Source organism: Amycolatopsis sp. NPDC059027, assembly GCF_042739735.1.
In the GTDB taxonomy this organism is placed as follows: Bacteria; Actinomycetota; Actinomycetes; order Mycobacteriales; family Pseudonocardiaceae; genus Amycolatopsis.
Genome location: NZ_JBHYIK010000004.1, coordinates 1 through 25,658, shown reverse-complemented (window position 1 = coordinate 25,658; position 25,658 = coordinate 1). Strand labels below are relative to the sequence as shown.

Annotated in this window: 18 protein-coding genes; 12 read left to right on the top strand and 6 right to left on the bottom strand. The window is 69.2% G+C overall.

The window, feature by feature from the left end:
- Nucleotides 1–75 precede the first annotated feature (75 nt).
- Entirely contained in the window at nucleotides 76–2,127 is a 2,052-nt protein-coding gene (locus ACFWY9_RS03795) for an NB-ARC domain-containing protein (protein WP_378338073.1), read from the bottom strand.
- 158 nt (nucleotides 2,128–2,285) lie between these two features.
- Here ACFWY9_RS03795 and ACFWY9_RS03790 point away from each other — a divergent pair, with 158 nt between their 5' ends.
- Entirely contained in the window at nucleotides 2,286–3,947 is a 1,662-nt protein-coding gene (locus tag ACFWY9_RS03790; protein ID WP_378338072.1) for a hypothetical protein, read from the top strand.
- A 164-nt stretch (nucleotides 3,948–4,111) separates the two neighbouring features.
- On the opposite strand, the gene ACFWY9_RS03785 is transcribed toward ACFWY9_RS03790, so the two are convergent.
- A complete protein-coding gene (locus ACFWY9_RS03785) occupies nucleotides 4,112–4,831 on the bottom strand; it encodes a TetR/AcrR family transcriptional regulator (protein WP_378338071.1) in 720 nt (239 codons plus the stop codon).
- A gap of 38 nt (nucleotides 4,832–4,869) precedes the next feature.
- The gene (locus ACFWY9_RS03780) at nucleotides 4,870–5,766 is read right to left on the bottom strand and encodes a LysR family transcriptional regulator (protein WP_378324697.1); all 897 of its coding nucleotides are present in this window, start codon (nucleotides 5,764–5,766) and stop codon (nucleotides 4,870–4,872) included.
- Nucleotides 5,767–5,853: 87 nt separating this feature from the next.
- Between ACFWY9_RS03780 and ACFWY9_RS03775 the strand changes: the two genes are divergently transcribed.
- The 4 genes from ACFWY9_RS03775 (at nucleotide 5,854) to ACFWY9_RS03760 (ending at nucleotide 10,668) form a co-directional block, all read left to right on the top strand.
- Complete coding sequence (locus ACFWY9_RS03775; protein ID WP_378324698.1) at nucleotides 5,854–6,243, top strand: VOC family protein; 390 nt, start codon at nucleotides 5,854–5,856, stop codon at nucleotides 6,241–6,243.
- Between the two features lie 97 nt (nucleotides 6,244–6,340).
- Complete coding sequence (locus ACFWY9_RS03770; protein WP_378338070.1) at nucleotides 6,341–7,846, top strand: MFS transporter; 1,506 nt, start codon at nucleotides 6,341–6,343, stop codon at nucleotides 7,844–7,846.
- A 28-nt stretch (nucleotides 7,847–7,874) separates the two neighbouring features.
- Nucleotides 7,875–9,257: a serine hydrolase domain-containing protein gene (locus ACFWY9_RS03765; protein WP_378338069.1), complete on the top strand. Its 1,383-nt coding sequence runs from the start codon at nucleotides 7,875–7,877 to the stop codon at nucleotides 9,255–9,257.
- Between the two features lie 25 nt (nucleotides 9,258–9,282).
- Nucleotides 9,283–10,668 (top strand): serine hydrolase domain-containing protein, encoded by a 1,386-nt coding sequence (locus ACFWY9_RS03760; protein WP_378338068.1) that lies wholly within the window; start codon nucleotides 9,283–9,285, stop codon nucleotides 10,666–10,668.
- Between the two features lie 178 nt (nucleotides 10,669–10,846).
- Here the strand turns inward: ACFWY9_RS03760 and ACFWY9_RS03755 are convergent, their stop codons facing one another.
- The gene (locus ACFWY9_RS03755) at nucleotides 10,847–11,260 is read right to left on the bottom strand and encodes a DUF5959 family protein (protein ID WP_378338067.1); all 414 of its coding nucleotides are present in this window, start codon (nucleotides 11,258–11,260) and stop codon (nucleotides 10,847–10,849) included.
- 201 nt (nucleotides 11,261–11,461) lie between these two features.
- On the opposite strand from ACFWY9_RS03755, the gene ACFWY9_RS03750 reads away from it, so the two are divergent.
- The 5 genes from ACFWY9_RS03750 (at nucleotide 11,462) to ACFWY9_RS03730 (ending at nucleotide 14,110) form a co-directional block, all read left to right on the top strand.
- Nucleotides 11,462–11,779, top strand: a complete 318-nt coding sequence (locus ACFWY9_RS03750) for a hypothetical protein (RefSeq protein WP_378338066.1) — start codon at nucleotides 11,462–11,464, stop codon at nucleotides 11,777–11,779.
- A 170-nt stretch (nucleotides 11,780–11,949) separates the two neighbouring features.
- Nucleotides 11,950–12,189, top strand: a complete 240-nt coding sequence (locus ACFWY9_RS03745) for a hypothetical protein (RefSeq protein WP_378324708.1) — start codon at nucleotides 11,950–11,952, stop codon at nucleotides 12,187–12,189.
- A 270-nt stretch (nucleotides 12,190–12,459) separates the two neighbouring features.
- Complete coding sequence (locus ACFWY9_RS03740; RefSeq protein ID WP_378324709.1) at nucleotides 12,460–12,843, top strand: VOC family protein; 384 nt, start codon at nucleotides 12,460–12,462, stop codon at nucleotides 12,841–12,843.
- A gap of 292 nt (nucleotides 12,844–13,135) precedes the next feature.
- Entirely contained in the window at nucleotides 13,136–13,510 is a 375-nt protein-coding gene (locus tag ACFWY9_RS03735; RefSeq protein WP_378324710.1) for an STAS domain-containing protein, read from the top strand.
- Nucleotides 13,511–13,669: 159 nt separating this feature from the next.
- The gene (locus ACFWY9_RS03730) at nucleotides 13,670–14,110 is read left to right on the top strand and encodes a hypothetical protein (RefSeq protein WP_378338065.1); all 441 of its coding nucleotides are present in this window, start codon (nucleotides 13,670–13,672) and stop codon (nucleotides 14,108–14,110) included.
- 37 nt (nucleotides 14,111–14,147) lie between these two features.
- Here the strand turns inward: ACFWY9_RS03730 and ACFWY9_RS03725 are convergent, their stop codons facing one another.
- Both ACFWY9_RS03725 and ACFWY9_RS03720 read right to left on the bottom strand, forming a co-directional pair.
- Nucleotides 14,148–14,486 (bottom strand): YybH family protein, encoded by a 339-nt coding sequence (locus tag ACFWY9_RS03725; protein ID WP_378338163.1) that lies wholly within the window; start codon nucleotides 14,484–14,486, stop codon nucleotides 14,148–14,150.
- A 107-nt stretch (nucleotides 14,487–14,593) separates the two neighbouring features.
- Nucleotides 14,594–16,441, bottom strand: a complete 1,848-nt coding sequence (locus ACFWY9_RS03720; protein ID WP_378324712.1) for a BTAD domain-containing putative transcriptional regulator — start codon at nucleotides 16,439–16,441, stop codon at nucleotides 14,594–14,596.
- 649 nt (nucleotides 16,442–17,090) lie between these two features.
- Between ACFWY9_RS03720 and ACFWY9_RS03715 the strand changes: the two genes are divergently transcribed.
- The gene (locus tag ACFWY9_RS03715; RefSeq protein ID WP_378338064.1) at nucleotides 17,091–21,416 is read left to right on the top strand and encodes a beta-ketoacyl synthase N-terminal-like domain-containing protein; all 4,326 of its coding nucleotides are present in this window, start codon (nucleotides 17,091–17,093) and stop codon (nucleotides 21,414–21,416) included.
- The coding region (locus ACFWY9_RS03710) for an amino acid adenylation domain-containing protein (protein WP_378338063.1) at nucleotides 21,413–25,658 on the top strand (4,246 nt) is incomplete at its 3' end. The genes ACFWY9_RS03715 and ACFWY9_RS03710, both read left to right, overlap by 4 nt.

Genomic DNA, 25,658 nt, shown 5'->3' with positions numbered 1-25,658 from the left:
CGGGCTCATCGTTGCCACACAAGGGACGTTGTCGATGACAGCACGTGCGGGCACGGTCGAGCGCACCGAGCTCCGTCAGATGCCGAGCCAGGCGAGCACCTCACCGGCACGCGGACTTCCCATGCGCCCGTACACGCCGGCGGCGAACCGGGCATGCCGGTCGGCTTCCTCGTCCCGCCCTCGCTGCCGCGCCGTCGACGACCGCAGCGTCGCCACCTCGGCCTCGATGGCGCTCTGCCCGACCTCCTTCGCGCTCGCCGCGGCCTGCTCGAGCACACGATCCGCCTGGCCGAAGTCGCCTTGCGCCACGCACACCGCCGCGGTGGCGAGCAGGGCCTTCGCCGCGACGCTCTCCGCTGTCGCCGCGATCGCGAGCTGGTGCGCCCGTTCCAACGTCTCGAGTGCCTCACCGTAGCGGCCCAGCCCGGCCAGCGCCCGCCCGGCGAACACGGTCTGCATCGCGGTGCCTCGGGCCTTGCCCAGCGTGATGTTGATGTCCAGCGCCTTCTGGAACCATACGAGCGCGTCGTCGAACCGCTGTTCCCGCAGCGCGAGGTTGCCCGTGAAATCGCAGGTCGACGCGAAGAGCCACTCGTCGCCGGAGGCGAGCTCGCGTGCCCTGGCCAGATCGGCCGCCGCCTGGGGAAAGCGTTCCAGCTCCTGCAGAGCTTTCGCCCGCAGACAGCGGCATCGTGCCTCGGCCGGTGCGTTGCCGGCGATCCGCGCGGATTCGACGGCCACATTCGCCGCCCGGTACCAACTGGCGAGAGGGCGGCGCGCGTCGAAGTAGGCGAAGCTTGCTTCGAACAGTTGCCAGACCCGGTCGTGCCAGCGCTTGGCCGCGGCTGCCTCCAGCGCGGCGAGAATGTTGGTCAGTTCCCGCTCGAACCACGCCAAGCCCGCGAGGGCATCAGGGGTCACGGCGTCCGGCGAAAGCAGTCGCGCCGGGTCGGCGATACGCAGGCGCTGCCATCCGGTGACCGCGACGTCCGCGGCGGTCGCGCCCAGCAGCCACCAGTCCACCGCCCGCGACAGCCACGTCGCGCGGTCCTCTTCACGGTCTTCGGCCGCCGAGCGGCGCAACGCGTGCGTGCGCACCATCCGGTGCATGACGTATGTCCCGGCCGTCGGCTCCTCGATCAGCGCTCGCAGGTAAAGTTCTTCGAGGTCCTCGCGTACTCGCGCGACCTGCCGGCCCATGATCGCCGCGACCAGTTCCGCGCCACAATGCGTTCCCACCAGCGCGCCCAGCACCCGGTACACCGTCCGCGCATCCTCGGGCAGATCCTCGTACACGGCGTCGAAGACTGGTGCCAGCCGGTCCGTGACCGAGTCGGCGTCCGTTTCCCCGAGTTCGCCGATCAGCCGCTGGACAGTCCATTGCGGACGGACGGCCAGTCGTGCGCCGACCACCCGCAGCGCCAGCGGCAGTCCCCCGCACAGCTCGACCAGCCGCGCGGCCGCGGCGGGCTCGGCGTCGATCCGGCCGTCCGAGCACACCTTCGCCAGCAGCGCGACACCGTGCTCGACCGGCAACGGCTCCACCGGCACACCGACGGCGCCATCCTCGTACAGCTTCTCGAGCGAACTGTTCCCCGCGACCAGGACCAAACTCGCGCCCGAGTTCGGCAACAACGCTTCGACCTGGGCGGCGTCGGTCACGTCGTCGAGCACGGTGACCAGCCGCGTCCCCGCGGTCAACGACCGGTACAGGTCCTGCCGCCGCGCGAAATCCGTGGGCAGCAACGGTTCCGGCACACCGAGCGCGAAAAGCAGCCGCCCCAGCGCCTCGGCGGGCGAGTCACCATCGGCACCGAACGCCGCGTGCAGCGCGCCATCCGGGAACCGGTCACTCAGCGTCGCGGCGGCCTTCTGCAGCAACGCCGTCTTCCCCACACCAGGCATACCGCGCAGCACGACCACCGGCGGCCGCCCGAGCTCGACACGCGCCGACTCCGCCACCGCACGCACCCGCCGCAACTGGGAGTCACGGTCCACGAACGTCGCGGGAGCCGCGGGCACCAGCGCCGGGACCGCCGCCGGGATCGCGGGCGCCGCCAAGGTCACCGATCCGATGTCGCGTGCCTGCACCACCTGCCCAGCACGTCCGGACAGTGTGTTGCGCATTCCGCCGCTCCCTCCGCGCTGGCTCCCTGTGACCAACACGGTACTGGACGGCTACATCCGACATGGGCGTTCCGGAAACACCGTTGCTACGGTGACCCGGCGCACCCACCAGGAGCCTTGCGCTCCCCTGATCGAGGAATTGACCAAGGCAATACCGCATGGTAAGCGAATTTGAAGCCGGAAGCCGGAAGCCGGAAGCCGGAAGCCGGAAGCCGGAAGCCGGAAGCCGGAAGCCGGAAGCCGGACTCTGGGACACGGTCCGGGCCGCCCGCCGGGTGCTGGTCATCCTCCGCAATCCGGCCGCCGCGAACCGGCTGTCGGATCTGGTCCGGCCACTGACCGCCGACCCGCGGCTCGAAGTGTGGTTCACCGTTGACCATGGCTCCGGCTTCGCCGGCGGATTGCCCGCGCGCCTGACCGCGATGGGCGCGCTCCAGCTCTCCTGGGCCGAAGCGGTCGAAGAACAGTTCGACCTCGCGCTGGCCGCCAGCGACAAGACAGACCTGCACCTCGTCCAAGCGCCTGTCATGCTCATGCCGCACGGTGCGGGCTTCCATCGCTTCGCCGCGGACACCGCCGGCGAGATCTCCGGGCTCCGGCGGTCCGCGCTCATCCACGACGGCGAAGTCGTGCCCGCCACCATCGTCGTCGCACACGAAGCCGACATCGCGACGCTGAACGACATCGACCGGCGTCTTCCCGAGCGAGCACTCGTCGCCGGAGACCCCGCCTATCAACGAATCGTCCGGAACCTGCCCCTGCGCCACCGATACCGCCAGGCACTGACGGCCGACGGCCGCGAGCTCGTTCTCCTCTGCTCAACCTGGGGCCCCGAATCACTTTTCGGCCGCAATCCCCAGCTCCCCCACGACATCGTGACCACACTGCCCGTCGACCGATTCGCCGTCGCGCTGACCATGCACCCCAACGTCTGGGAACGACACGGCGAGCTGCAGGTCCGGGCGTGGACCCGGTCGGCGACCGCGGCCGGTCTACGGCTGATCCCCGCCCAAGGCGAATGGCGCAGCGTCATCGTCGCCGCCGACCTCGTCATCTCCGACCACGGCTCGCTCACCGCCTACGCCGCCGCCATCGGCAAGCCGACACTCTTCGCGGCCAACGGTGGCGGCGAAGTCGTACCCGGATCGATGATGGACCGGCTCCGCGGTGGTCTGCCCCAGTTACGCACCGGAGAATCACTCGAACCGCAGATCACCGCGGCGCTCGTGGGTGGCGCCCGGGACTCCGAACTCGCAGCGTCCGCCTTCGCCGCCCAGGACGCGCTCGCGACCATGCTCACCCGCGCCTACGAAATCCTGAACCTCCCCCTTCCCCAGCACACCGCACGCAACGATGGACTGCCGATACCCGAGGTCGCGGTCCAGAAGCCCACCGTCCTCCACGCAACCATCACCGAAGCACGGGAATCCGGCGACCAAGCGACCCTGCGGCTCCACCGCACCGTGGCACCCTCCAGCGACTGCCACCTCGTCGCGAACGACCACACCGACGACATCAGCGCCCTCGAAAGAGCCAGTGCGGTCTTCAGCGGCGACCTCCACCCCAGCCTCGAACACGCGCGCACGAGAGCCCGTCATCTGCTGCACACGTTTCCCGGGGCACGCCTGACCATGGCCGAAACCGCGGACGGGGCCAAAGTCGCCGTCCTCCGCGACCACCGCGAGGCGACCATCGTCGGCTCGCTCCCGATTTCCGTCGCATGTTCAGGTGTCTACTGGTGGTCCCGCACCCCGGACCGTCCACAGCGGATCACTATCGGCTCCGGCACGATCCTCGCCTCGATGACCATCCAAAGCTGAGCTCGTCGTAGTAGAAGTAGGTCTCGTAGAAGGCCGCAAAGCACGCTCATCCTCGAAAACGCTACGCTCGCGGCCGGGACGAACGGCCGTCGCGGCACAGGTCGTGGGGCCGTCGACGGCGGCGCAAAAATGGAACAGGTTATCGTGCCGGCGATCGAACGTGCTCAGTCGAGTCGTGTGGCGAGGCCGTCCAGCAGCCGGTCCAGCCCGTACTCGAACTTCTCGTCGCGGTTCCGTTTCGGATCGCGGAACTGCGGGCCGAGAAACCGCGCGGGCGCGTCGAGATGTGTCCGGACCGCCCGTTCGATGGCGGGCTGCAGGCTCGCGTGCACCGCGCTTTCGGTCTCGCCGGTACGGGCGACCAGGGTCAGCCACGCGGCCTCGCTGATCCCCATCCCGATGACGTAGGAGACAAGCGCGCTGATCGCGTTGGCCGCTTCGCGCGGTTCGAACCCCACGGCCTCGAACCGCTGCTGCATGCGCTCGTTCAGCCGCAGCACGTTCGGCCCGAGATAGGAAAGCCCGGTCATGCCGAGCAGCGCGGCGATCCACGGGTGTCGCAGGATCATCGCCCGCATGCTGCGCGCGCACACCGCGACCGAGGCGCGCCAGTCCTCCGGAGTGTCCGGCTCCGGCACCTCGATCTCCTGGTAGACCTCGTCGACGATCAGCTCGATCAGCTCGTTGCGATTGCTCACGTGCCGGTACAGGGAGGTGGCGCCGGCGTTCAGCCGGGCGCCGAGACGCCGCATGCTCAGCGCTTCGAGGCCCTCCTCGTCGAGCAGCCGGATCGCCTCGGTGACGATCTGGCCCGGACTCAACGCGGGCTGCTCGTCCTTGCTCTCCCGGGTCCAGACCGAGGAGACTCGACGCGTACCGGCCACCTTCCGGCCTCCTTTCGCCGTTTCGCGTGAGCCACACGCTACAGAGTGAGCGTGCCCATCTCCCGGACCACGGCGGCGAGCCCCCGAATCGCCTCGGTCTCCGCGTCGCTGCGCCAGATCAATGCCCACCGCAGCCCGGCGAAGCCGTCGATCGGCAGGTACAGAATGTCCGGCCGGCCGTTATAACGCGCCCAGTGCGCGCCGAGATTGTGTACCACCTCGCCGGTGCTGACCGCGGTGAAGATGGTGTCCATGCTGTCGATCAGCGGGCCGACCCGCTCGATCCGGCGCCCGCTTTCGGTGTAGTACGGCGAAAAACCGTCCTTCCAGTACTCCGGCCCCTCGTCGTCTTTGGTGTCCATCACGCCGTGGTCGCCGAGCGTTTCGAGCGACACCGATTCCCGGACGGCCAGCCGGTGTTCCGGCGAGACCAGCAGCACCTGGTGCTCGGTGAAGATCACCGGCCCCACGGTGAGGTCCGGCTCCTCGACCGGCAGCCAGGACACCAGCACGTCGATCTCGCTCCGGCGCAGAGCGGCGAACGGGTCGATGAACGGGCTGGCCCGGATCTTCAGTCCCCACTGCGGGTACTGGCGGCGGAACGACTCCCAGAACGGGCGAAGGTCATAGGCGTTGGCGCCGATCATGCCGACCCGGAGAGCCCCGGTCTTGCCCTGGGCGGCCATCCGGGCACGCTCCACGCTTTCGCGCAGTCCCCGGAACACCGGCGCGAGATCGGTACGCAGTTGCTCGCCGACCGGGGTGAGCCGCACGGTGCGGCTGGTGCGTTCGAACAGTTCCGCGCCGACGCCGCGCTCCTGCTTCTTGATCGCCTGGCTGACCCTGGCCACCGAGACGTGCAGGCGCTGCGCGGTACGGCCGAAATGCAGCTCCTCGGCCAGGGTCAGGAAGATCTCGATGTCCCGAAGTTCCACTGTTACTCCCGACCGTGAACCTTGCGGTTAACCGGCGTTGCGGATTCCGTCGTTGATCCGCCGCCGGCCGGCGGTGATGCTGGTGCCGTGATAGTCATTGCTTCCTCGGTGTCACTGCGGGTCCGCGATGTTCCGGCGGCCGCCGAGTTCTTCACCACGCACCTCGGTTTCCGGGAGGACGTGCGTACCGAGGACGTGGTACTGCTGACCCGGGACGACGGCGCGGCGGACATCGTGCTGCGCGAACGCGACCCGGAATCCGTGCCGCCCGCGGACCCGGCCCGCGACCCGCTCGCGGACGTACTGGTGTCGTTCAGCGTCACGGACATCGCCGCCGAGCACGACCGGCTCCGCAGGGAAGGCGCGAACCTGCTCGGCCCGTTGCGGCGTACGCCGTGGGGTGAGTGGACGGTACGGATCGCCGACCCGAACGGTGTGGTCGTCCAGCTCACCGAATGGGATCCCCCCTCGGGCTGACCGCCCCTGCGCGGCCTTCTGCTCACCATCGAACTCCCCCATGCGTACAGTGTGCGCTAGTCGCGCACGACGTATCGTACCGCGAAAGGAATCTCTTGTGGACAGAACTGGCGAACGTCATCCGCGCCGCTGGCTGATCCTGGTCGTGCTCTGCCTGAGCACGCTGGTGCTGGTGGTCGACAACATGGTTCTCACCGTGGCGCTCGCGCCGCTTGCCGAGGATCTCGGCACCAGCGCACAGGACACCCAGTGGATCCTCGACGCGTACATCCTGGTTTTCGCCGGTCTGCTGCTGACCTCCGGCGGCCTCGGCGACCGGTTCGGCCGCAGGAAGATCATGCTCGTCGGGCTCACGCTGTTCGGCGCGGCGTCGCTGGTCGCGACCTTCGCCGCCGGCCCGGTCGAGCTGATCGTCGCGCGGGTGGTGATGGGCATCGGCGGCGCTCTGATCATGCCGAGCACGCTGTCCATCCTGATCACCGTGTTCGACGACACCGAACGCCGCAAGGCGATGTCCGTGTGGAGCGCGGTCGCGATGATCGGCCTCGTCGGCGGCCCGGTGCTCGGTGGCGCGCTGATCGCGTGGTTCTGGTGGGGCGCGGTGTTCCTGATCAACGTGCCGATCGCGGGGCTCGCCATCATCGCCGCGCTGCTGCTGATGCCGGAGTCCAAGGCGCCGTGGCGCAAGGCCGATCCGCTCGGGGCGGTGCTCTCGTTCGTCGGCATGACCGCACTGGTCGCCACCATCATCGAGCTGCCGAGGGCCGGGCTCGGCCACCCCGTCACGCTGACCGCGCTCGCGGTCGCGGTGCTCGGCCTCACGGGATTCGTGTTCTGGGAGTTGCGGGTGGCGCATCCGCTGGTGCCGCTCGAGCTGTTCCGGAATCGCGACTTCTCCGGCGGCAGCTTCTCGCTCACCCTGGTGCAGATCGGCAACGGCGGCCTGCTGCTGGTGCTCGCCCAGTACCTGCAGTTCGTGCTCGGCTACACCTCGACCCAGGCGGGCCTCGCGTTCATCCCGATGGCGGTGGCCTCGCTCCTCGCGAACACGGCCGGCGCGACCCTCGGGCAGAGGTTCGGCAACCGGACGCTGGCCACGACCGGCCTTGTCATCATGGCGGCCGCGTTCGGCGTGCTGTCCACGGTCTCCACCGGCCAGGGGTTCGCGACGCTCGCCATCGGGCTGTTCCTGCTTGGCATCGGCGGCGGGCTCGCCATGCCTTCGGCGATCTCCTCGCTGATGAGCGCGGTGCCCGCGGACCATGCCGGAGTCGGGTCAGCGCTCAACGACACCATCCAGCAGATGGGGGCCGCGCTCGGCGTCGCCGTCCTCGGCAGCGTCCTGTCCAGTGGGTTCAGCTCGGCCATGCCCGGCTCGGCTCCGGAATCGGCCAAGCGGTCGATGGCGGACGCACTGGCCGTACCGGGCCTCGGCGACGCCGCGCGCTCGGCGTTCACCTCCGCCATCTCCACCACTTTCGTGGTCAGCGCGTGCGGCGTCGCGGTGGCGGCCGCGGTCGCCTTCCTGGTGCTGCGCAACCGCAAGACGGGCTCCGCCGAGCAATTGCCCCATGAACCCCGGACGGCCGAAGTGGCCGCGTGAACCGATCGACATCGAGGAGCACAGAACCATGAGTACTCCGTTCGACACCGCCCGCTGGCAGGCCCGGTTCGACGAACTGCGCGCGGAACACCACGTGCCCGGCGCGTCGCTCGCCGTCCTTGTCGACGGCGAGATCCACGAACTGGCCGGCGGCGTGCTGCACCGCGGCACCGGCGTGGAAGCGACCACCGACTCGGTGTACCAGCTCGGATCGATCGCCAAGATCTACACCGCGACCCAGGTGATGCAGCTCGTCGACTCCGGCGAGCTCGATCTCGACAGCCACGTGACCGACGTGCTCCCTGGCTTCGCGGTCGCGGACGCCGAGGCCACCAAAACGGTGACAGTGCGGCAGCTGCTCAGCCACACCAGCGGAATCAGTGGTGACTTCCACGAGGACACCGGCCGGGGTGACGACTGCCTCGCGCGGTATGTCGAGGCGTGCTGGGTGCTCGGGCAGGACGTACCGCCGGGGACCGCGGTCTCCTACAGCGGCAGCGGGTACGTCCTGCTCGCCCGGATCGTCGAGGTGCTCACCGGGCAGACCTGGGATCAGGCGCTGGCCGACCGGCTGCTCACCCCGCTCGGGCTCGAGCACACCATGACGCTGCCCGAGGAGGCACTGCGGTTCCGGGCGGCCATGAGCCACCTCGGCGAGGCAGGACAGGACCCGGATCCCGCGCCACGGTGGGATTTCCAGTCCCGGGCGATCGGCCCGGCGGGCCGGGTGATCGCCAGCGCGGGCGACCTTGCCGCCTTCGCCCGCTTCCACCTCGACGGCGGAGTCGCGCCGGACGGCACCCGGCTGCTGTCCGAGCAGACCGTCGCGTCCATGCAACGCCGCGAGGTCGAGGTGCCGGACAAGTGGACGGTCAGCTCGGACGCCTGGGGGCTGGGCTGGACCCTCTACGACTGGTTCGGCACCCGCGGCTACGGGCACGACGGCGCGGCCATCGGCCAGTACGCCTATCTGCGTGTGGTGCCCGATCGCGGGGTGGCGATCGCGCTGACCACCAACGGCGGCGGCGCGCGCCAGCTGTATTCGCACCTGTTCCGGGAACTGCTCGATGAGCTGGCCGGGGTGCGGATGCCGGAGCCGTTCGGCCCGCCGAGCACACCGCCGGCGGTCGATCTCGCGCCACTGGCCGGTCGCTACCGCCGGGAGGGCGCCGCGATAACGGTGTCCGAAAAGGACGGAAAACCCTTCCTGCGCTACGAGTTCGTCGATGGCATGGCGGGCATGTCCCCGCCGCTCGACGTCGACCTGACTCCGGTCACCGACAAGGTGTTCGCGGGAACCGGCGCCGGTCCCTCGTTCAGCGACGGCTACATGCCGGTCGTGTTCGCGACCCTTCGCGACGGCACCTCCTGTGTCTACATCGGCATGCGCGCCACCCCCAAGGTCAGCTGAAATCCCAGCAACAAAGGAGAAAACGATGACGTTCGACACCGCCCGCTGGCAGGCCCGGCTCGACGAGCTGCGCGCGGAACACCACGTGCCCGGCGCGTCGCTCGCCGTCCTCGTCGACGGCGAGATCCACGAACTGGCCAGCGGTGTGCTGCACCGCGGCACCGGCGTCGAGGTGACCACCGACTCGGTGTTCCAGGTCGGCTCGATCACGAAGATCCACACCGCGACGCTGATCATGCGGTTGGCCGACGAGGGCAAGCTCGACCTGGACGCCCCGGTCGTGGACGTCCTGCCGGAGTTCGCGGTCGCCGACCCGGAGGCGACCAAGCGGATCACCACCCGCCAGTTGCTCAGTCACACCAGCGGCATGAGCGGTGACTTCCACGCGGAAACCGGCCGTGGCGACGACTGCCTCGCCCGGTTCGTCGAGGCCTGCGTGAACATCGCGCAGGACGTGCCGCCGGGAACGGTGGCCTCCTACAGCACCTCCGGATACAGCGTGCTCGGCCGGATCATCGAGGTACTCACCGGCAAGACCTACGACGAGGCGCTGCGCGAGATGCTGATCGTCCCGCTCGGGCTGGAGCACACCGTGACGCTGCCCGAGGAGGCGCTGCGCTTCCGTGCCGCGATGAGCCACCTCGGCCCGTCCGGGGCCTACCCGGAACCGGCGCCGTCCTGGAACCCGCTGCAGCGTTCGCACACTCCCGGCGGCGCCTACCTGTGCGCGAGCGCCGCGGACATCGTGCGGCTCGGCAAACTCCACCTCGACGGCGGAGTCGCGCCGGACGGCACCCGGCTGCTGTCCGAGCAGACCGTCGCGTCCATGCAACGCCGCGAGGTCGAGGTGCCGGACAAGTGGACGGTCAGCTCGGACGCCTGGGGCCTCGGCTGGACGCTGTACGACTGGACCGGCGTGTTCGGCTACGGGCACGACGGCGCGACCGTCGGCCAGCACGGCTACCTGCGGATCGCGCCGGAGGCCGGGGTCGTCATCGCGCTGCTGTGCAACGGCGGCGACAACCCGTGGACGCATTCTCGCGGGGTCTACGCCGCGTTGTTCCGCGACCTGCTCTCGGAACTGGCGGGGGCCCGGATGCCGGTGGAGTTCGCCCCCGCCACGGAACCGATCGAGGTGGACCTCGCCCGGTTCGTCGGCACCTACCGGCGCGAAGGCGTGGCCATCACCGTCAGCGAGCGGAACGGAAAGCCGTACCTGGTCTACGATTTCGTCGACGGCATGGCCGGGCTCGCCCCCTCACTCAAGATGGAGCTCGAGCCGGTGGCGGAGAACGTGTTCGCCGGCCGCAACAGCCCGACCGAGGCGTACATGCCGGTGGTGTTCGGCACCCTGCCGGACGGCACCGGCTGCTGTTACATCGGCCTGCGGGCCGCACCGAAGATCGCGTGACCATGGCGTCCGCGGTCCCGTCCCGCGCCGCGGGGCGGGACCGCGCGCGGCGTGTCCGAACAGGAGTGGTGGAAGACATGCGCCGCAAGCCACAGAGCAGGACCATGAGCCACGTGAACCGTCCACAACGGACAGATCCGCGGATTCCGGCGCCCGCCTGCCTGCTTCCGCGACTGGATCAGGCGGACCCGAACCACTGCTGCCAGACCCGGTCAAGCCGGTCGTAGGCGTCGTCGAACCAGCCGTCGTCCAGCGGGATCGGCACGGTCACCCCGACGCCCGAGGCATCCGGGTCCCGGACAGTGATGGCCACCCGCTCGAACTCCTCGTGCTCGAGCGACACCATCGGCCCCCGGGTTCCGGTGTCCCACACCACGTCGTCGCCCGCGTCCAGCACATCGAGAGCGTCGCGCCAGGCGTCCACCGTGTCCTGGGCCAGCCACATCTGCAGCCTGCCGGTGACGAAGGTCGTGTCGATCCGGAGCTCTCCGTCCAGCAGGTCGTCAGAGCCCGGAAAGGTGCCGCGGATCCGGAGCACGAAACTGCTGCCCTCCCCGGCGAGGTGGATCAGGTCGATCGGCTCGTCAGCCATGAATCCCTCATTCTTCCCACAGGTCGTCGAGGTCGATGATGTCCGATGTCGCTCGGTAGCGGCGAGGGGCGTCCCCGAGTCCCGGCCACGCGGACGAGTGTCACTGAAATTTCATCACCGATTGCTAGCTTTCTCCGGTCAATTGATCACGCGATGCTCGGACGCTCACGGAGTATCGCCGTGGAGACCAGAGGAGAACCAGTGCGCACATTCGTCTCGAGGGTAGTGATGGCAGCCCTGTCCGTTGCGATCATCGGAGGAATCTCCGCGGCAACGGCACAGTCGGCCCACGCCGCGGGCTGGGTGGAAGGAAAGTTCATCGCCGATACCGACATCGTCGCGCAACCGGCCCCCGGCGCACCGGTCACGGGTCATGGCGTGTCCGGTTCCTCGGTCGCGGTCAATTGCCAGACACCTGACCACAACTGGTACAACGTGAGCTCTTCCGGAGGCTCCGGCTGGGTGTGGCATCCGGGTCAGGTGGAGACCACCAACGACTCGCTGATCGGGATCTGCTGATCGACGGTCGGTCCAGCCGGAAATCTCCCGGCAGGACGGGCCATTTTCATGCCAGGATTCCCGCAGGGGAGTGTTCCTGTCCTGTTCCGGCCGTTCCGTTGCCTCGAGTATCCGTCGGCGACAAGATAGCTGCGAATCATGCGGATTGGCTCTCACACAAGGAGAAAACCATGAATCTTCTCCGTCGCGCGCTGCTCACCGTATCGATGATCGTCATGTGTTCCGGGCTGGTTCTCGCGCCTGCCGCGGTTGCCGGCACCGCTGTGGCGACGAACCTGGGCAGGCAGCTGCTCCCGGCTCCCCCGGACCTGCCCGGGTGCTACCCCTCCAACGAAGGCCAGGTCCTCTACAGCAACAGAGCTCACCACTGGTACCGATGCCACGACTGGGTCTGGCACCAGATGGGCTGACCGCTCGCTTGTGGCCCGATTCCTGAACCACCTCGGGCCTCACCCGGCGGGTCCCGGCGTTACCCCGGTTGCCGCGTTTCGCGGTGACCGGTAACCCGGGTGCGAGCGCGATCATGCTTCGCGCCCACGGTTCCTTCTCTTGTTGTCAACGCCCGGAGTCTCCCCGGGCGCCGCGATGTCGTATGGCCTTGACCTCCAGTTAGCTCGACGTTCTAGCGTCGGTAGTGACCCGGTTGCCGATCGCGGCGGCCGGACACCGGAGGGAGCATCATGGCCATCCAGTTGAACCACACGATCGTCGCAGCTCGCGACAAGGCGGCCTCGGCGGTTTTCCTGACCGACCTGCTCGGACTACCCGCGGCGACGCCTTTCGGCCCGTTCATGGCGGTGCGGATGGACAACGACGTGACGCTGGACTACATGGACAGCGAGGGCGAGATCACCACACAGCACTACGCGTTCCTGATCAGTGAAGAGGAGTTCGACACGATCTTCGACCGGATCACCGAACGCGGCCTGGCCTACTGGGCGGACCCGGCCAAGGCCAGGCCCGGCGAGATCAATCACGCGGACGGTGGGCGCGGCGTGTACTTCGACGATCCGAACGGACACAAGCTGGAGATCCTCACCCGCCCGTACGGCAGCGGAAACTGACCACCGCGAAAGCCGCGCGAGGCGCCGGGGCGCTCACTTTCCTGGCCCGCGCCAGTGCTCGGCGCGGGCCCGCGCCGGTACCCGGATGATCTGTGGTTGAACCCTGGTGGGGCGCAGATTCGGCCATCTCGGGCGATTTCGGTGTTCGTTTCCCTGTGTGGGTTGTTGTCGATCCTGTCGTGGCGTTACGGTCGGTGTAGCGGTTGAACCCACAGCTGTCTTCCGGTTACCGGGAGAGCCCCGCTGGTGTGGTGATCTCCCGGGATCGCTGTGACCTGACGGGGTGGTGCGGGTGATCGAAGTCGTTGGTGGCGACGTTCCGTTCTCGGCCTTGGCCAAGCACCTCGACGCGCACACCGCCGAGGTGATCCTGTGCGGCGAACTCGACCTGGCCGCGGTACCGGTACTGGCCGACGAGGTGGCGACCGCGCTCGCCCCGGGCCCCCGGCTGCTGCTATTGGACTTCTCGGCCGTGACGTTCCTGGGCAGCTGCGGGATATCCGCCATGATCGAAGCCCAGCAACGCGCCAAAGCACAGGCAGCCCAGCTACACGTCTTCGGCGCCACCCACCACGCCGTCCGTCGCGCCCTCGACCTCACCGGAGCCGCGACCTTCCTGACCATCTGCCCGTCTCGTGACGACGCACTCGCCCATGACGAGAGCTGACGACCACCCGTCCTGACTGGCCGCCCCTTCCCCGATCGCGCCGGGCGACGGTTGCCGCCTCCCCGAACGGTCCCCTCCAGGGGATTCGCCGACCGTGGCCGCGGGCAGGCTGGTTCAGCCTTGTTTCGCGGCGCGCCGCAGCAGGTAGGACATCATGACGTGGTGCACGGGCGCGGCGAGCTGTTCGCGGCCGTGTACCAGCAGGCGGCCGACCGGTTGCTCGCGGAAACCGAACCGGACCCGGCCGTCCCCCTGGTCGAACAGATCACCGCCGGCCTGGAGGCACACTTCGACTATTTCCTGGCCCATCGCAACACGGTCCTGGCGGCCAACCGCACCCTGGCCGGCGATCCGGTGATCCAAGCCGTCATCACCGGCGAACCGGCCGTACTGCGGCAACGGCTCCTCGACGCCTCCGGTCTGACGAAGCACGCGCGGGACCTGATGTCCGCCGCACTGACCGGAGGGCTGCTGTTCGTCCGCGTGCTGTGCGTGGAATGGCTGACGGCCCGGTCCTTCTCCCGGACGGAACTGCGTGAACTCTGCGCCGGCGCGCTACTGGGAGCACTGGACAGGGCCGACGCGATGCCCCGATCTTGACCACACCGCACCGCATCGTCGTACCCGTCCGCTCCCGCTACGGCATGACTGGCGGCCTGTCCGCGACCCGTAGCCACGACCCGTCCGGCTGACGACGGGCGATTTCGGCGGTCACCTCGCCGGTTGTCAACGTGGTCGCGGTCAGGGCGAGGTCGCCGTTCACCAGCGCGGGCTGCTGCCTGCCCGGCGAGATCACCGTCCCTGCCGCCACCATCCGCTCGAACACCTCACGGATCTCCGCGTGCCCGGTCGCGAGATGGCCCGGCGGGAACGCCAGCACGGCGTCCGGCTCGTACAACGCCACCAGCCCGTCGACATCGCCCGTGTTCACGCGCTCGACGAAATACCTGCCAAGGTCGTTCGGCTCAGTGGCCACTGGTTTGTTCGTCACGCCGATCAGCCTCCCAAGCAATACACGACATCCTGTGTCGGGTATTCCGCAGAGTTTCCGGCGTGCGCGCCGACCGGTCCTGACGACGCCGGTCACCCGGCGGAGACGGGCATCGGCTCGGCGTGGATCCGGGGTTTCAGCGAGGTGGCCTCGGCCTGTTCGCGGGCAAAATGCCGGATCAGCGGGTGTATCCGGTAACGGGCCGTCTTCGGGCCGACCGGGGAGAGCACCACCTCGAGCAGCCCGACGTCGACCAGGGCGTCCAGCCTGGCCTCCATGGTGGACAGCGGGCAGCCCAGCAGCCGGGCGGCCTTCGGCAGGCTGACCTCCGGCAGGTCGGCATGGCCGAACCAGTGGAACAGGCCGCGTACTTCACCCTCCAGGTGCCGGTAGGTGCGGGTGAAGGAGGCGCGGGCGGTCAGGGTTCCGTCCGAAAGCTCGTCGAGCCGCCGCCGTTCGTCCTTCAGCCGGTCCGCGAAATATCCAATGGTCCATTGTGGATGAACGGCGAGCCTGGTGCCCGCGATGCGGAGCGCGAGTGGCAGGTTCCCGCACGAATCCGCCACTCGCTGGGCCGCAACGGGTTCCGCGTCGACCCGGTTGACGCCGATGATTCCACCGAGCATGGCGACGGCCGACGTCGCGTCCAGACAACCCAGTTCGAGTGGCCGGATGCCTGCCAGCGCACCGAACCGGCGCCGTGAGGTGACCACTACCGCGCAACCGGAGTACCCGGGAAGCAATGGCCGGATCTGCTCATGGTCCGCGGCGTCGTCGAGTACCACCAGCATCCGGCGGTCGGCGAGCAGGCTGCGGTACGTCGCGGCCATCTCCTCGAGCCGGTCCGGGATGTCGGCGGCGCGCACGTGCAGGGCACGGAGGAACTGCGCCAGCACGTCGGCGGGACATCGAGGCCGGCTGGACATCCCGTCGAGGTTCGCCCACAGCTGACCGTCCGGGAACCGGTTCACCACCCGGTGTGCCCATTGCACGGCAAGGGAAGTCTTGCCGAAACCCGGGCCACCGGTGATCACCACCGTAGGCACCTTGCCGTCCACCGAGTCCTTCTCCAGCACCGTATCCAGGAGCTCGAGTTCCTCTCCCCGCCCGGTACAGCTGTCCGTGTTCGCCATCAGCTGCCTCGGCGCGGCACGCGGCGCACTGGCGGCACCGGACGCGAGGCCGGCAGGCAGCTCCAGGTGCGGGCTGGCGCGCAGGATCGCCGTCTCCAGCCGTTGCAGCCCCTGGCTGGGGTCCAGCCCGCTCTGCTCGGCCAGCCGGACCCGCAGCCTGCGGTAGGTGTCCAGCGCCTGGCTCAACTGCCCGCTGCGGTAGTGCGCGAGCATGAGCTGCGCGGTGGCCCGCTGCCGGTCCGGATACCCGGCGACGAACTCGGACAGCTCACCGAGCACCGCGCCGTGGCGGCCGAGTCCGAGTTCGAGGTCCATCCGGTCCTCGAACGCCAGCAACCGCGCTTCGTGCAGTCCGCAGCACAGGTACTGGCGCACGTGCTCCTGACACAGACCGGCCAACGGCTCACCCCGCCACAGCTGTAGCGCCTCCTTGAGATGCTTGGCCGCCTCGACGTCGTCGACCATCCTGGCCTGGTCGACCATGGCGCGAAACCGGTGCGCGTCCACTCGCTGCTGGTCGATGCGCAACAGGTAACCCCGTGGCCGCCGATCCAGCGCGACGTCATCGGGATCGACCTGCGCGTTCCGCAGTACCCGCCGCAGGCGCGAGATATGCGTTCGGACCACCTGGTTCGCCGACGGCGGCCGGTCCTGGCCCCAGGTCAGCTCCACCAGGCGTTCGACGGAAACCTGACGGTTGGCCTCCAGCGCGAGCACGGCGAAGATGAATTGCTGCTTCCGCGATCCCAGGTCGATCTTGGCGCCGCCGACCCTGGCCTCGACCGATCCGAGCACTCGCACGTCCATGTGGCCCCCGTCTCCCAGTACTGACTGACACCGCCGCCGCCCTCGTCGAAGCGCGCTCCGCGGAAAATCACGACTTGTTCGACAGTCCCCCAGTCAAGGCCGAGCACAATCATCCGGGCGCACATATTCGCCGAATTTTTCAGATTACTTTTGCGCGCCCCCAGATAAGCACACCAACCCCATCCCCAGCGACTTTCCTTCAGCAGCGGCATGCGCTTTCTTGTACAAGCGACAAGCTTGTACAGTCGACAAGTGTTCCACGGAGGTGTCCGCCACCAAACCACTGACCGGACCAGTGAATCACCCACGCTTGCTACGCCGACAGCACCAGCGAACGCGACCGAACGGCCTAGATTTCGGCTAACAGAGGTTAGCTGAAAGCCAACGCGGGCCAGATGAAGGCTAACACAGGTTAGGCAACAGAATCCGTTCTCCTGATTTTGATTTTCATCCAATACGGCGACACCAGCCGGACCCGCGAATTCTTTCCCGGCTTCGGGCGCACTTTCCGGACGCAGTTCAATGCGGCCATCGCAACACCGATGCAACAAACCTGCGAAGCGGGCCGGTTAGCGTGCATGACAGGTAGGGGTGCAACTACCGAAAGTCACCGTGCCGTCCACAACAGCGCATGAGGGGGCAGCGACCAATGACGAGTGGCACCCGTCGCTCCGAGGCATTCTCGACATTCTCGGCACTATTCGATGATATCGCGGGCCGCTTCGCCGAACGTGTCGCCATCCGGTTCATTCGTGGCGATGACAACGTCGAAGAGTGGACCTACGCCCAACTGGCAAGGCGAGTCCGCGGCCACGCGTCGGTGCTGGCGGAGCGCTACCGGCCGGGAACGCGAGCACTGCTGCTCCTGCCCAGCAATCTCGACCACACGCTGGCGTTCCTGGCCGCCGGGTACGCCGGCCTGATCGCGGTCCCGGTGCACGTGCCGGAGTCCGGAATGCTCAAACGGGTCAGTGAGCGGCTGGACCACATCATTTCCGACGCCGAGCCGGGAGTACTGCTGTCGACCCGCAGAACCCTGAGCTCCGCCGCCGGCCTGCTCGCTCCCCACCACGCGGACACCCTTGCCGTGGACGAATTGCCCAGCGGGGACATCGACTTCCGCCCGCCGGCACGGAACGCCGACGACCTGCTCTACCTGCAGTACTCCTCCGGTTCCACCCGGATGCCCAAGGCGGTCTGTGACACGCATGCCGCGCTGCTGTTCCAGGTCGGCTTCGTGCACCAGGTGAACGGCGACGGCGAGCCCATCCACATGGTCAGCTGGCTGCCGCTGTACCACGACATGGGGATGATCATGGGGCTGCTGGCTCCCATCCTCAGCGGCGGCACCTTCACCTTCATGACGCCGGCCACCTTCACCGGCGACCCGAGGCGCTGGTTCACCGCGATCTCACGCTACCGGGGCACCTGGAGCGGCGGGCCGGACTTCAGCTTCACCATGAGCTGCAAGGCGTTCTCCGACGACGAGCTCGCCGAGCTGGATCTGCGCAGCGTCCGGTACTTCGTCAACGGTGCCGAACCGGTCCGGCCGGAGACACTGGACCGGGTCCGGGACCGGTTCCGTGGCTGCGGCCTCGATCCGGCCGCGCTGACCCCCGCCTACGGTCTGGCCGAGGCGGGGCTGATCGTGTCCTTTTCCCGCGAGCCACGCGGCTACCGGGTCGGCCGGTACGCCGCGAACGCGCTGACCGAGGGCAGGGCGGAGCCCGTCGCGGCCGGCGCCGGCCGGGCGGTGGTCGGCTGCGGTGACTTCTTCCATCGCTGGCGGGTCGCCATCGCCGACCCGCGGACCGGGGCCGAACTGCCCGAACGCCGGATCGGCGAGATCTGGGTCGCAGGCGACGGCCTGCCGTCCGGTTACTGGAACCGTCCACAGGAGACACAAGAGACCTTCCACGCGACCCTGCCGGACGGCAGCGGGCCGTACCTGCGCACCGGAGACCTCGGTTTCCTCGACAACAACGAGCTTTTCGTCTGCGGCAGGCTGAAGGACCTGATCATCATCCGGGGTGGCAACCACCATCCCAACGATCTGGAGATGTCGGTCGAACGAGAGGTCGACGCGGTCAAGGTGGGCGCGGCATGCGCCGTCCAGCTGGCGGAGGACGGCAGGCTTGTGCTGTTCGCCGAGGTCGACCGGCACCTGCCCGCCGAGCGGCTGGCCGATATCGCCAGGCAGATCCGGGCGACCATCGTCGCGCGGCACGACATCGTGCCGGAGGAGGTCGTGCTGATCCGCCGCCGCCTCCTGCTGCGGACCTCCTCCGGGAAGATCCGCCGTCAGGCGACCGGTCAACGGTACCGGGACGGTGCGCTGGAAACGCTGATGGTCGATCGGCTCGACGCCGTGCCCGGCGAGCCGGGTACGCCGGTCCGCGATCCCGCGGCCGGCGTCGGGGTGTTCCAGGCGATCCACGAATCGTTGTGTGGCCTGCTCGGACGGACGACCATCGGCCCGGACGAACGGTTCGCCGAGCTCGGGATGGACTCGGCGCTCGCCGTCCGGTGGGCACACCAGCTCGGCGAACGACTCGGCCGCCCGGTTCCGGTGGCGTCGCTGTACCGGTTCAACGACCTGCGCGGCCTGAGCCGGGCGCTGGCCGACGACACGCCCGGCGCGGACCGGCAGGCACCGGAACCCACCACCGACGCGGTGGCGATCATCGGCGTCGGGCTGCGTCTTCCCGGCGGGCACACCGATTTCGACTCCTTCGCCCGCTGGCTGCCGCGCGGGGAGAACGAGACGGGCCCGGCGCCACGGGAACGCGCCGAACTGGGTGTGGGACTGACCCTGCCGATGGCCGCACTGGACGACATCGACCGGTTCGACGCCGGGTTCTTCGGACTCGGCGGCGCGGAAGCGCAGGCCATGGACCCGCAGCACCGGCTGCTGCTGGAAACCACGTGGCACGCGCTGGAACACGCGTACCTGCCGGCGCACCGGCTACGGGACCAGCCCGTCGGGGTATTCGTCGGGCAGGGCAACAACGACTACGCCGCGCTCCCGATCAGAGCGGGGCGGCCGGACTGGGTCCGCGCCTTTTACGCGCAGGGCAACAGCCTCAGCTCGGCGGCGGGCCGGATCGCCTACCATTTCGGCTTCCGCGGCCCGGCCATCGCGGTGGACACCGCCTGCTCCGGCTCGCTGGTAGCGGTCGACACCGCGGTCCGGTACCTGCGGGACTCGGCGTGCGACCTCGCGGTGGCCGGTGGCGTGAACGTCGCGCTGTCACCGGAAATAGAGCAGTCGTTGCTCGCGGCAGGCATGCTGTCCCCACGCGGCCGCTGCTCGACCCTGTCGGCCGACGCGGACGGCTACGGTCGCGGCGAAGGCGTCGTGCTGTTCGTACTGCGTCCGCTGCGGGCGGCCCTGCGGGCCGGTGACCGGGTGCTCGGCGTGATCCGGGGCAGCGCGGTGGCCCAGGACGGCCCCTCCGGCGGGCTGGCCGTGCCCAACGCCGGGGCCCAGGCCGGGGTGATCCGCTCGGCGCTGGCCGCGGCCGGGCTGCGGCCGGACGACATCGACGCGGTGGAACTGCACGGCACCGGCACCCCGCTCGGCGATCCCATCGAGGTCGAGGCGCTCCGCGAGGTCCACGGTGCCCGTAGCCGTCCGCTGTTGCTCGGATCGGTGAAGACGAATATCGGGCACCTGGAAGCCGCGGCCGGCGCCGCCGGCATGGTGCGGGCACTGGTTTCGTTGCGGGACGACGTGTGGCCGGGCAGCGGGACGTTCACCGGGCTCAACCCGGAACTGCGCACCATGCCGGGCACCTTCCGGTTCCCCGCCGAAACCGCACCGATCCCGGACGACGGGCGGCCGCGCCGGATCGGCGTCAGCTCCTTCGGGTTCACCGGCACGATCGCCCACCTGGTGCTGGAGCGGGCCGAGACGGCCATCGCGGGCGAAGGTGCCGAGCCGAGCTGGCTGGGTTGGATTCCGGTGTCCGGCGCGACCGAGACCGCGGCGCGAGCACGAGCGCGAGCACTGGCCAGGACGCTGGCCGGCCGGAGCGAGCGTGAGCAGGCGGACCTGCTCACACTGTGGCGCTGCGGACGCGACCACCACCTGCCGTGCCGTGCCGTGGTCACCGCCTTCGAGCCTGCCGAACTGGTGCGGCGGCTCGACACGCTCGACTCCTTCTCCGAGAACGGCGGCTCGGTCTGGCTGACCATCCGGCTGCGGGCGGGCGACCCGATCGGCTCACTGCTCGCCATGATGCGGTCGTGGCTGCCCGCCGCGCTGTGGCCCGCGGCCGGTCGGCCGGGCGCGGCGACGCTGCTCGCGGTGCTGGCCGAACTCGGCCTGCGACCGGACGCGCTGGTGTGCGACGAACCTGTCCGCGCGGAGCTCGCCGCGGCCGGCGTGGCCGCACCGTTCGTCGACCGGGCGCCGGAGGTCGGCCTGCTGCTCGGTGTCGGCGGCGGCGACCTCGTCGGCACGGTGGCGCTGGATCCCGCCGACGGCGGCCGCACGGCGCTCACCGAGGCCTACCTCCGCGGCGCGCCACTGGACTGGCCCGCGGTGGACTCCCCGACCGCCGAAGACCGGGCCAGGCTGACCGGACCGCGCGCGAACAGCCCGCTGCCGCTGTATCCCTTCCAGCGGCAGCGGCACTGGTACCCGATGGACGCGGCGATCCCGGTCCCCGCGCCACCCGCCGATTCGGCACCGAACGGTGCACTGTTCACAGTGGACACACTGCGGGACGCGGTCGCGGAGCTGATCGGGATACCACCGGAAACCCTTGGCGAGAACGACGACCTGATCAACGCGGGACTGGACTCCATCATGGTGATGGACCTCGCCGCCAAGTTCGGCCATCTCGGCATCCAGCTGGAGTTCGACGAGCTCTTCGACCGCCCCACGCTCGCCGCGTGGGTGACGCTGGTGACGACGAACCTGGCCGCCGATGTGACCAACGCCGATGTCTTCGAGGACGGATCTCTATGAGCGTGCGGCACCTGATCGACGAACTGGAGCGGGCCGGTGTCCGGCTGTGGGCCGAGTCGGGCCAGCTGAAGTTCCGCGCCCCCAAGGGCGTGCTGACCGAGGAGCGGATTTCCGAGCTACGCAGGCAAAAATCCGAAATACTGCGCCATCTCGCCGAGGACGCCGAGCCGGAGCTCAGCTCGGACCCCGAGCACCGGCACGAGCCGTTCCCGTTGACCGACGTGCAGGCGGCCTACCTGTTCGGCAGGCACGACGGCTTCGCCTACGGCGGTGTCGCCTGCCACGGCTATGCGGAGCTCGAACTGCCCGACGTGCGGCCCGAGCGGCTGGAAACGGCGCTGCGCAAGCTGATCGAGCGGCACGACATGCTGCGCGCGGTGGTCCACCCGGACGGTTACCAGTACGTGCGGGACACCGTGCCGGACTACGAGATCGGCGTGCGCGACCTCCGCGGCGCCGACGCGGGACAACTGGCCGACGCGCTCACCACGATCCGGGACGAGATGTCCCACCGGGTCTACCGGACCGACCGGTGGCCGCTGTTCGAGCTGTGCCTCACGCACACCGGCCAGGGTGCGATCGTGCACCTGTCGATCGACCTGCTGATCGCGGACTTCATGAGCATCCAGCTCCTGCTCGGCGAGCTGAGCGAGCTGTACCGGGAACCGGATCGCGTGCTGCCCCCGGTGCCGGTGACCTTCCGGGACTACGTACTGGCCGAGCGGAAGGGCAGGTCCGGTTCCCGGTACCACCGGGACCGCCGGTACTGGCTGGACCGGGTCGGCGAACTGCCCGGCGCACCGGAACTTCCGCTCGCCTCCGGCGACGCGGCCGATGCCGCGGCCCCGGCAGGCGGATCCGGAACGGCCCGGTTCCGCCGTTTGCACGCCGAGATCGAGCCGGAGCTGTGGTCGGCGCTGCGCAAGGTGTCTTCGGCCAACGGCGTGACCGTCTCCGGCGCGGTGCTGGCCGCCTACGCGGAGGTGATCGGCCGGTGGAGCCGTTCACCACGGTTCACCCTCAACCTGACGCTGCTCAACCGGCTCCCCCTGCACCCGGATGTCGGCAAGCTGATCGGCGACTTCACCTCGGTCAGCCTGCTGGCGACCGACCTGACCGCCGGCGACTGCTTCCGGGACAGGGCAAGGCATCTGCACGCCCAGCTCCGCAAGGACCTGTCGCATCGCACGTTCTCCGGTGTCGAGGTGATGCGGGAGATCAGCCGGCGCAAGGACGCCGCGGCCGCGCTCATGCCGGTCGTGTTCACCAGCACGCTCGGCGGCAACACCGGAGACATCGGGGACAAGCTGCTCGGCGCCCGCCTCGGCTACGGGATCAGCCAGACCCCGCAGGTGTGGATCGACTGTCAGGCGTCGGAACGCGACGGCACGCTCCTGATCAACTGGGACGTGCGGGAGGGAGTGCTGCCCGGTGAGGTGATCGAAGCGGGGTTCGCGGCGTTCACCGCCCTGCTGCGTGAGCTGGCGACAGGCGAACAGGCCTGGTCGGACGCCTGCCCCGTGCCGCTGCCGCCGGCCCAGCGGGACAGCAGGACACGGTTCAACGCCACGGAAACCACCGTTCCGGACGGCCTGCTGCACGAGCCGGTGCTGGCACAGGCCCGGCGTACCCCGGACCGGCCCGCGGTGATCTCCGAGGCCAGGACGCTGTGCTACGACGAACTCGTCGCCCGCGCGACCGCGGTGGCCGGCGCGCTGCGTTCCGGCGGCTGCCGGCAGGGCGACGTCGTCGCGGTGTTCATGGACAAGGGCTGGGAACAGGTCGTCGGTGTGTTCGGCGTGCTGCTGGCAGGCGGCGCCTACCTGCCGGTGGACACCAACCAGCCGGCCGCCCGGCGATCGATGATGCTGGCCGGCGCCGGGGTCCGGCAGGTGCTCACCCAGTCGTGGCTGACCGGCGACCCGGCGCCGGACGGGGTCGACCTGCTCGCGGTGGACACCATCGAACCCGCCGGTGGGCCGGCCGAGCCGCCGGCGTCCGAGCGGAAACCCGACGAGCTGGCGTACGTGATCTACACTTCCGGATCCTCCGGCGTGCCCAAGGGCGTGATGATCAGCCACCGCAGCGCGCTGAACACCATCGCCGACATCAACGAGCGGTTCGCCGTCACCGAGGACGACCGCGTACTGGGACTGGCGAACCTCGGTTTCGACCTGTCCGTCTACGACCTGTTCGGCCCGCTCGCGGTCGGCGGCTGCCTGGTGCTGCCGTCGGCGGAACGCCGGTCCGACCCGTCCCACTGGGCCGAATCGGTGGCAGCGCACGACGTCACGCTGTGGAACTCGGTTCCGGCGCAGTTGCAGATGCTGCAGCACTATCTGGACGCGGAACCGGATCTGCGGCTGCCGTCGCTGCGGCTGGCGATGCTCTCCGGCGACTGGATCCCGGTGGCACTGCCGGACCAGATCCGCGCGCGTGTCCCCGAGCTCCGGCTGATCAGCCTCGGCGGGGCGACCGAGGCCGCGATCTGGTCGATCCACCACCCGATCGGCGAGGTTCCGCCGGAGTGGCACAGCATCCCCTACGGCACGCCACTGGCCAACCAGACCTTCCACGTGCTGGACGACCGGTTCCACGAGTGTCCCGATTGGACGGCCGGCGAGCTGTACATCGGCGGCGCCGGGCTCGCCATCGGCTATCTCGGCGACGAGGAGAAGACCAGACAGCGATTCGTGCGGCATCCGGTCACCGGGGAGCGGCTCTACCGCACCGGGGACCTTGGCAGGCACCTGCCTTCCGGAGTGATCGAGTTCCTTGGCCGGGAGGACTTCCAGGTCAAGATCCGGGGCCACCGGATCGAGCTGGCCGAGGTCGACGCGGCACTCGGCTCCTTCCCCGGCTTGGCATCCGCGGTGGCGCTGGTGGCCGGCTCCGACGCGTTCGACCGCCGCCTCGTCGCCTTCGTCGAAGCGGCGAAACGGGATCAGGCCGATCCCGCCGACGCCGAACACCTGAGTGCGCTGCGCACAGCGGCCGGAAAGGCGGCCTCGGCGGTCGCGGACGGCGTCGACCCCGGCCTGCTCGGCGAGCTGGTGCGGCTGTTCGACGACGTCGCGTTGCGCTGCATGGCCAAGACGCTGAGGGAACACGACCTCTTTGGGTCGCCGGGCAGGACGCACGAGCTGCCGGAGATCCTGGAGGCGGTCAAGGCGGCCCCACGGCACCACCGGCTGCTGCGTCGATGGCTGAACGTGCTGGAACGAGAGGGGATGCTCAGCCGCGAACCGGACACCGGCCGGTACCACGGCCTGCGGGAGATCCAGCCCGGCGAGATCGACGCGCTCTGGCAGCGGATGGAGGTCATCACCGAACAGGTCGGGTACGGCGAGAAGGTGATGCACTACCTCAAGATCAGCAGTGAGCGGCTGCCCGAGCTGATGCGGGACGAGCTCGATCCGCTGGCGCTGCTGTTCCCCGAAGGCCGGTTCGACACCGCGGAGGCCGCGTACAAGGACAACCTGCTCAGCAGGTACCTCAACCAGGTCACCATCGCGGTACTGCGGGAGCTGGCCGCCGAACGGCCGTCCGGCAAGCCGTTACGGGTACTGGAGGTGGGCGCCGGCGTCGGCGGTACCAGCGCCGAGCTGATCCCGGCGCTCGACGAGTTCACTGTGGACTACCACTTCACCGACGTCTCCCGGTTCTTTCTCAACGAGGCGGAACAGCGCTACCGTGCCTACCCGTGGGTGCGCTACGGCCTGTTCGACCTCAACCAGGACTACCGCGCGCAGGGCTACCCGCCGAACTCGGTGGATGTGCTGGTGTGCAACAACGTACTGCACAACGGCCGGGAAGCGGGCGAAATGCTGGCCCGCCTGCGCGAGGCACTCGCCCCCGGCGGCTGGCTGGTGTTCATCGAGTCCACAAAGGACAACTACCAGCTGATGGTGTCGATGGAGTTCAAGGAGGGACTCACCGACTTCGTCGACTTCCGGCAGAGCCTCGATCAGACCTTCATCACCAGGGCACAGTGGCAGAAGCTGCTCGACGAGGCCGGCGCGGAGACCGTGGTGTGCCTGCCGGAGCAGGACGACGTGTGGTCCGGCCTCGGTCAGCACGTGTTCGCGGCCCGCTTCAAGAGCGGACAATCCACTGTGGACGTCGAAGCGGGGGGGGGGGCGCGGCCCCGGCGGCCCCCCACTTTTGTACCCCCCGCGGGTCGTCTCCCCCCGGGCCCCGCCCCCACTTCGCCCCGGGTCGCGACGACGAGCACGACCCGGT

What these genes read in the sequence shown, in the direction of transcription:
- ACFWY9_RS03795 (WP_378338073.1), bottom strand. Translation starts at nt 2,127, where the DNA reads ATGCGCAACACACTGTCCGGACGTGCTGGGCAGGTGGTGCAGGCACGC.
- ACFWY9_RS03790 (WP_378338072.1), top strand. Translation starts at nt 2,286, where the DNA reads ATGGTAAGCGAATTTGAAGCCGGAAGCCGGAAGCCGGAAGCCGGAAGC.
- ACFWY9_RS03765 (WP_378338069.1), top strand. Translation starts at nt 7,875, where the DNA reads ATGAGTACTCCGTTCGACACCGCCCGCTGGCAGGCCCGGTTCGACGAA.
- ACFWY9_RS03760 (WP_378338068.1), top strand. Translation starts at nt 9,283, where the DNA reads ATGACGTTCGACACCGCCCGCTGGCAGGCCCGGCTCGACGAGCTGCGC.
- ACFWY9_RS03755 (WP_378338067.1), bottom strand. Translation starts at nt 11,260, where the DNA reads ATGGCTGACGAGCCGATCGACCTGATCCACCTCGCCGGGGAGGGCAGC.
- ACFWY9_RS03745 (WP_378324708.1), top strand. Translation starts at nt 11,950, where the DNA reads ATGAATCTTCTCCGTCGCGCGCTGCTCACCGTATCGATGATCGTCATG.
- ACFWY9_RS03740 (WP_378324709.1), top strand. Translation starts at nt 12,460, where the DNA reads ATGGCCATCCAGTTGAACCACACGATCGTCGCAGCTCGCGACAAGGCG.
- ACFWY9_RS03720 (WP_378324712.1), bottom strand. Translation starts at nt 16,441, where the DNA reads ATGGACGTGCGAGTGCTCGGATCGGTCGAGGCCAGGGTCGGCGGCGCC.
- ACFWY9_RS03715 (WP_378338064.1), top strand. Translation starts at nt 17,091, where the DNA reads ATGACGAGTGGCACCCGTCGCTCCGAGGCATTCTCGACATTCTCGGCA.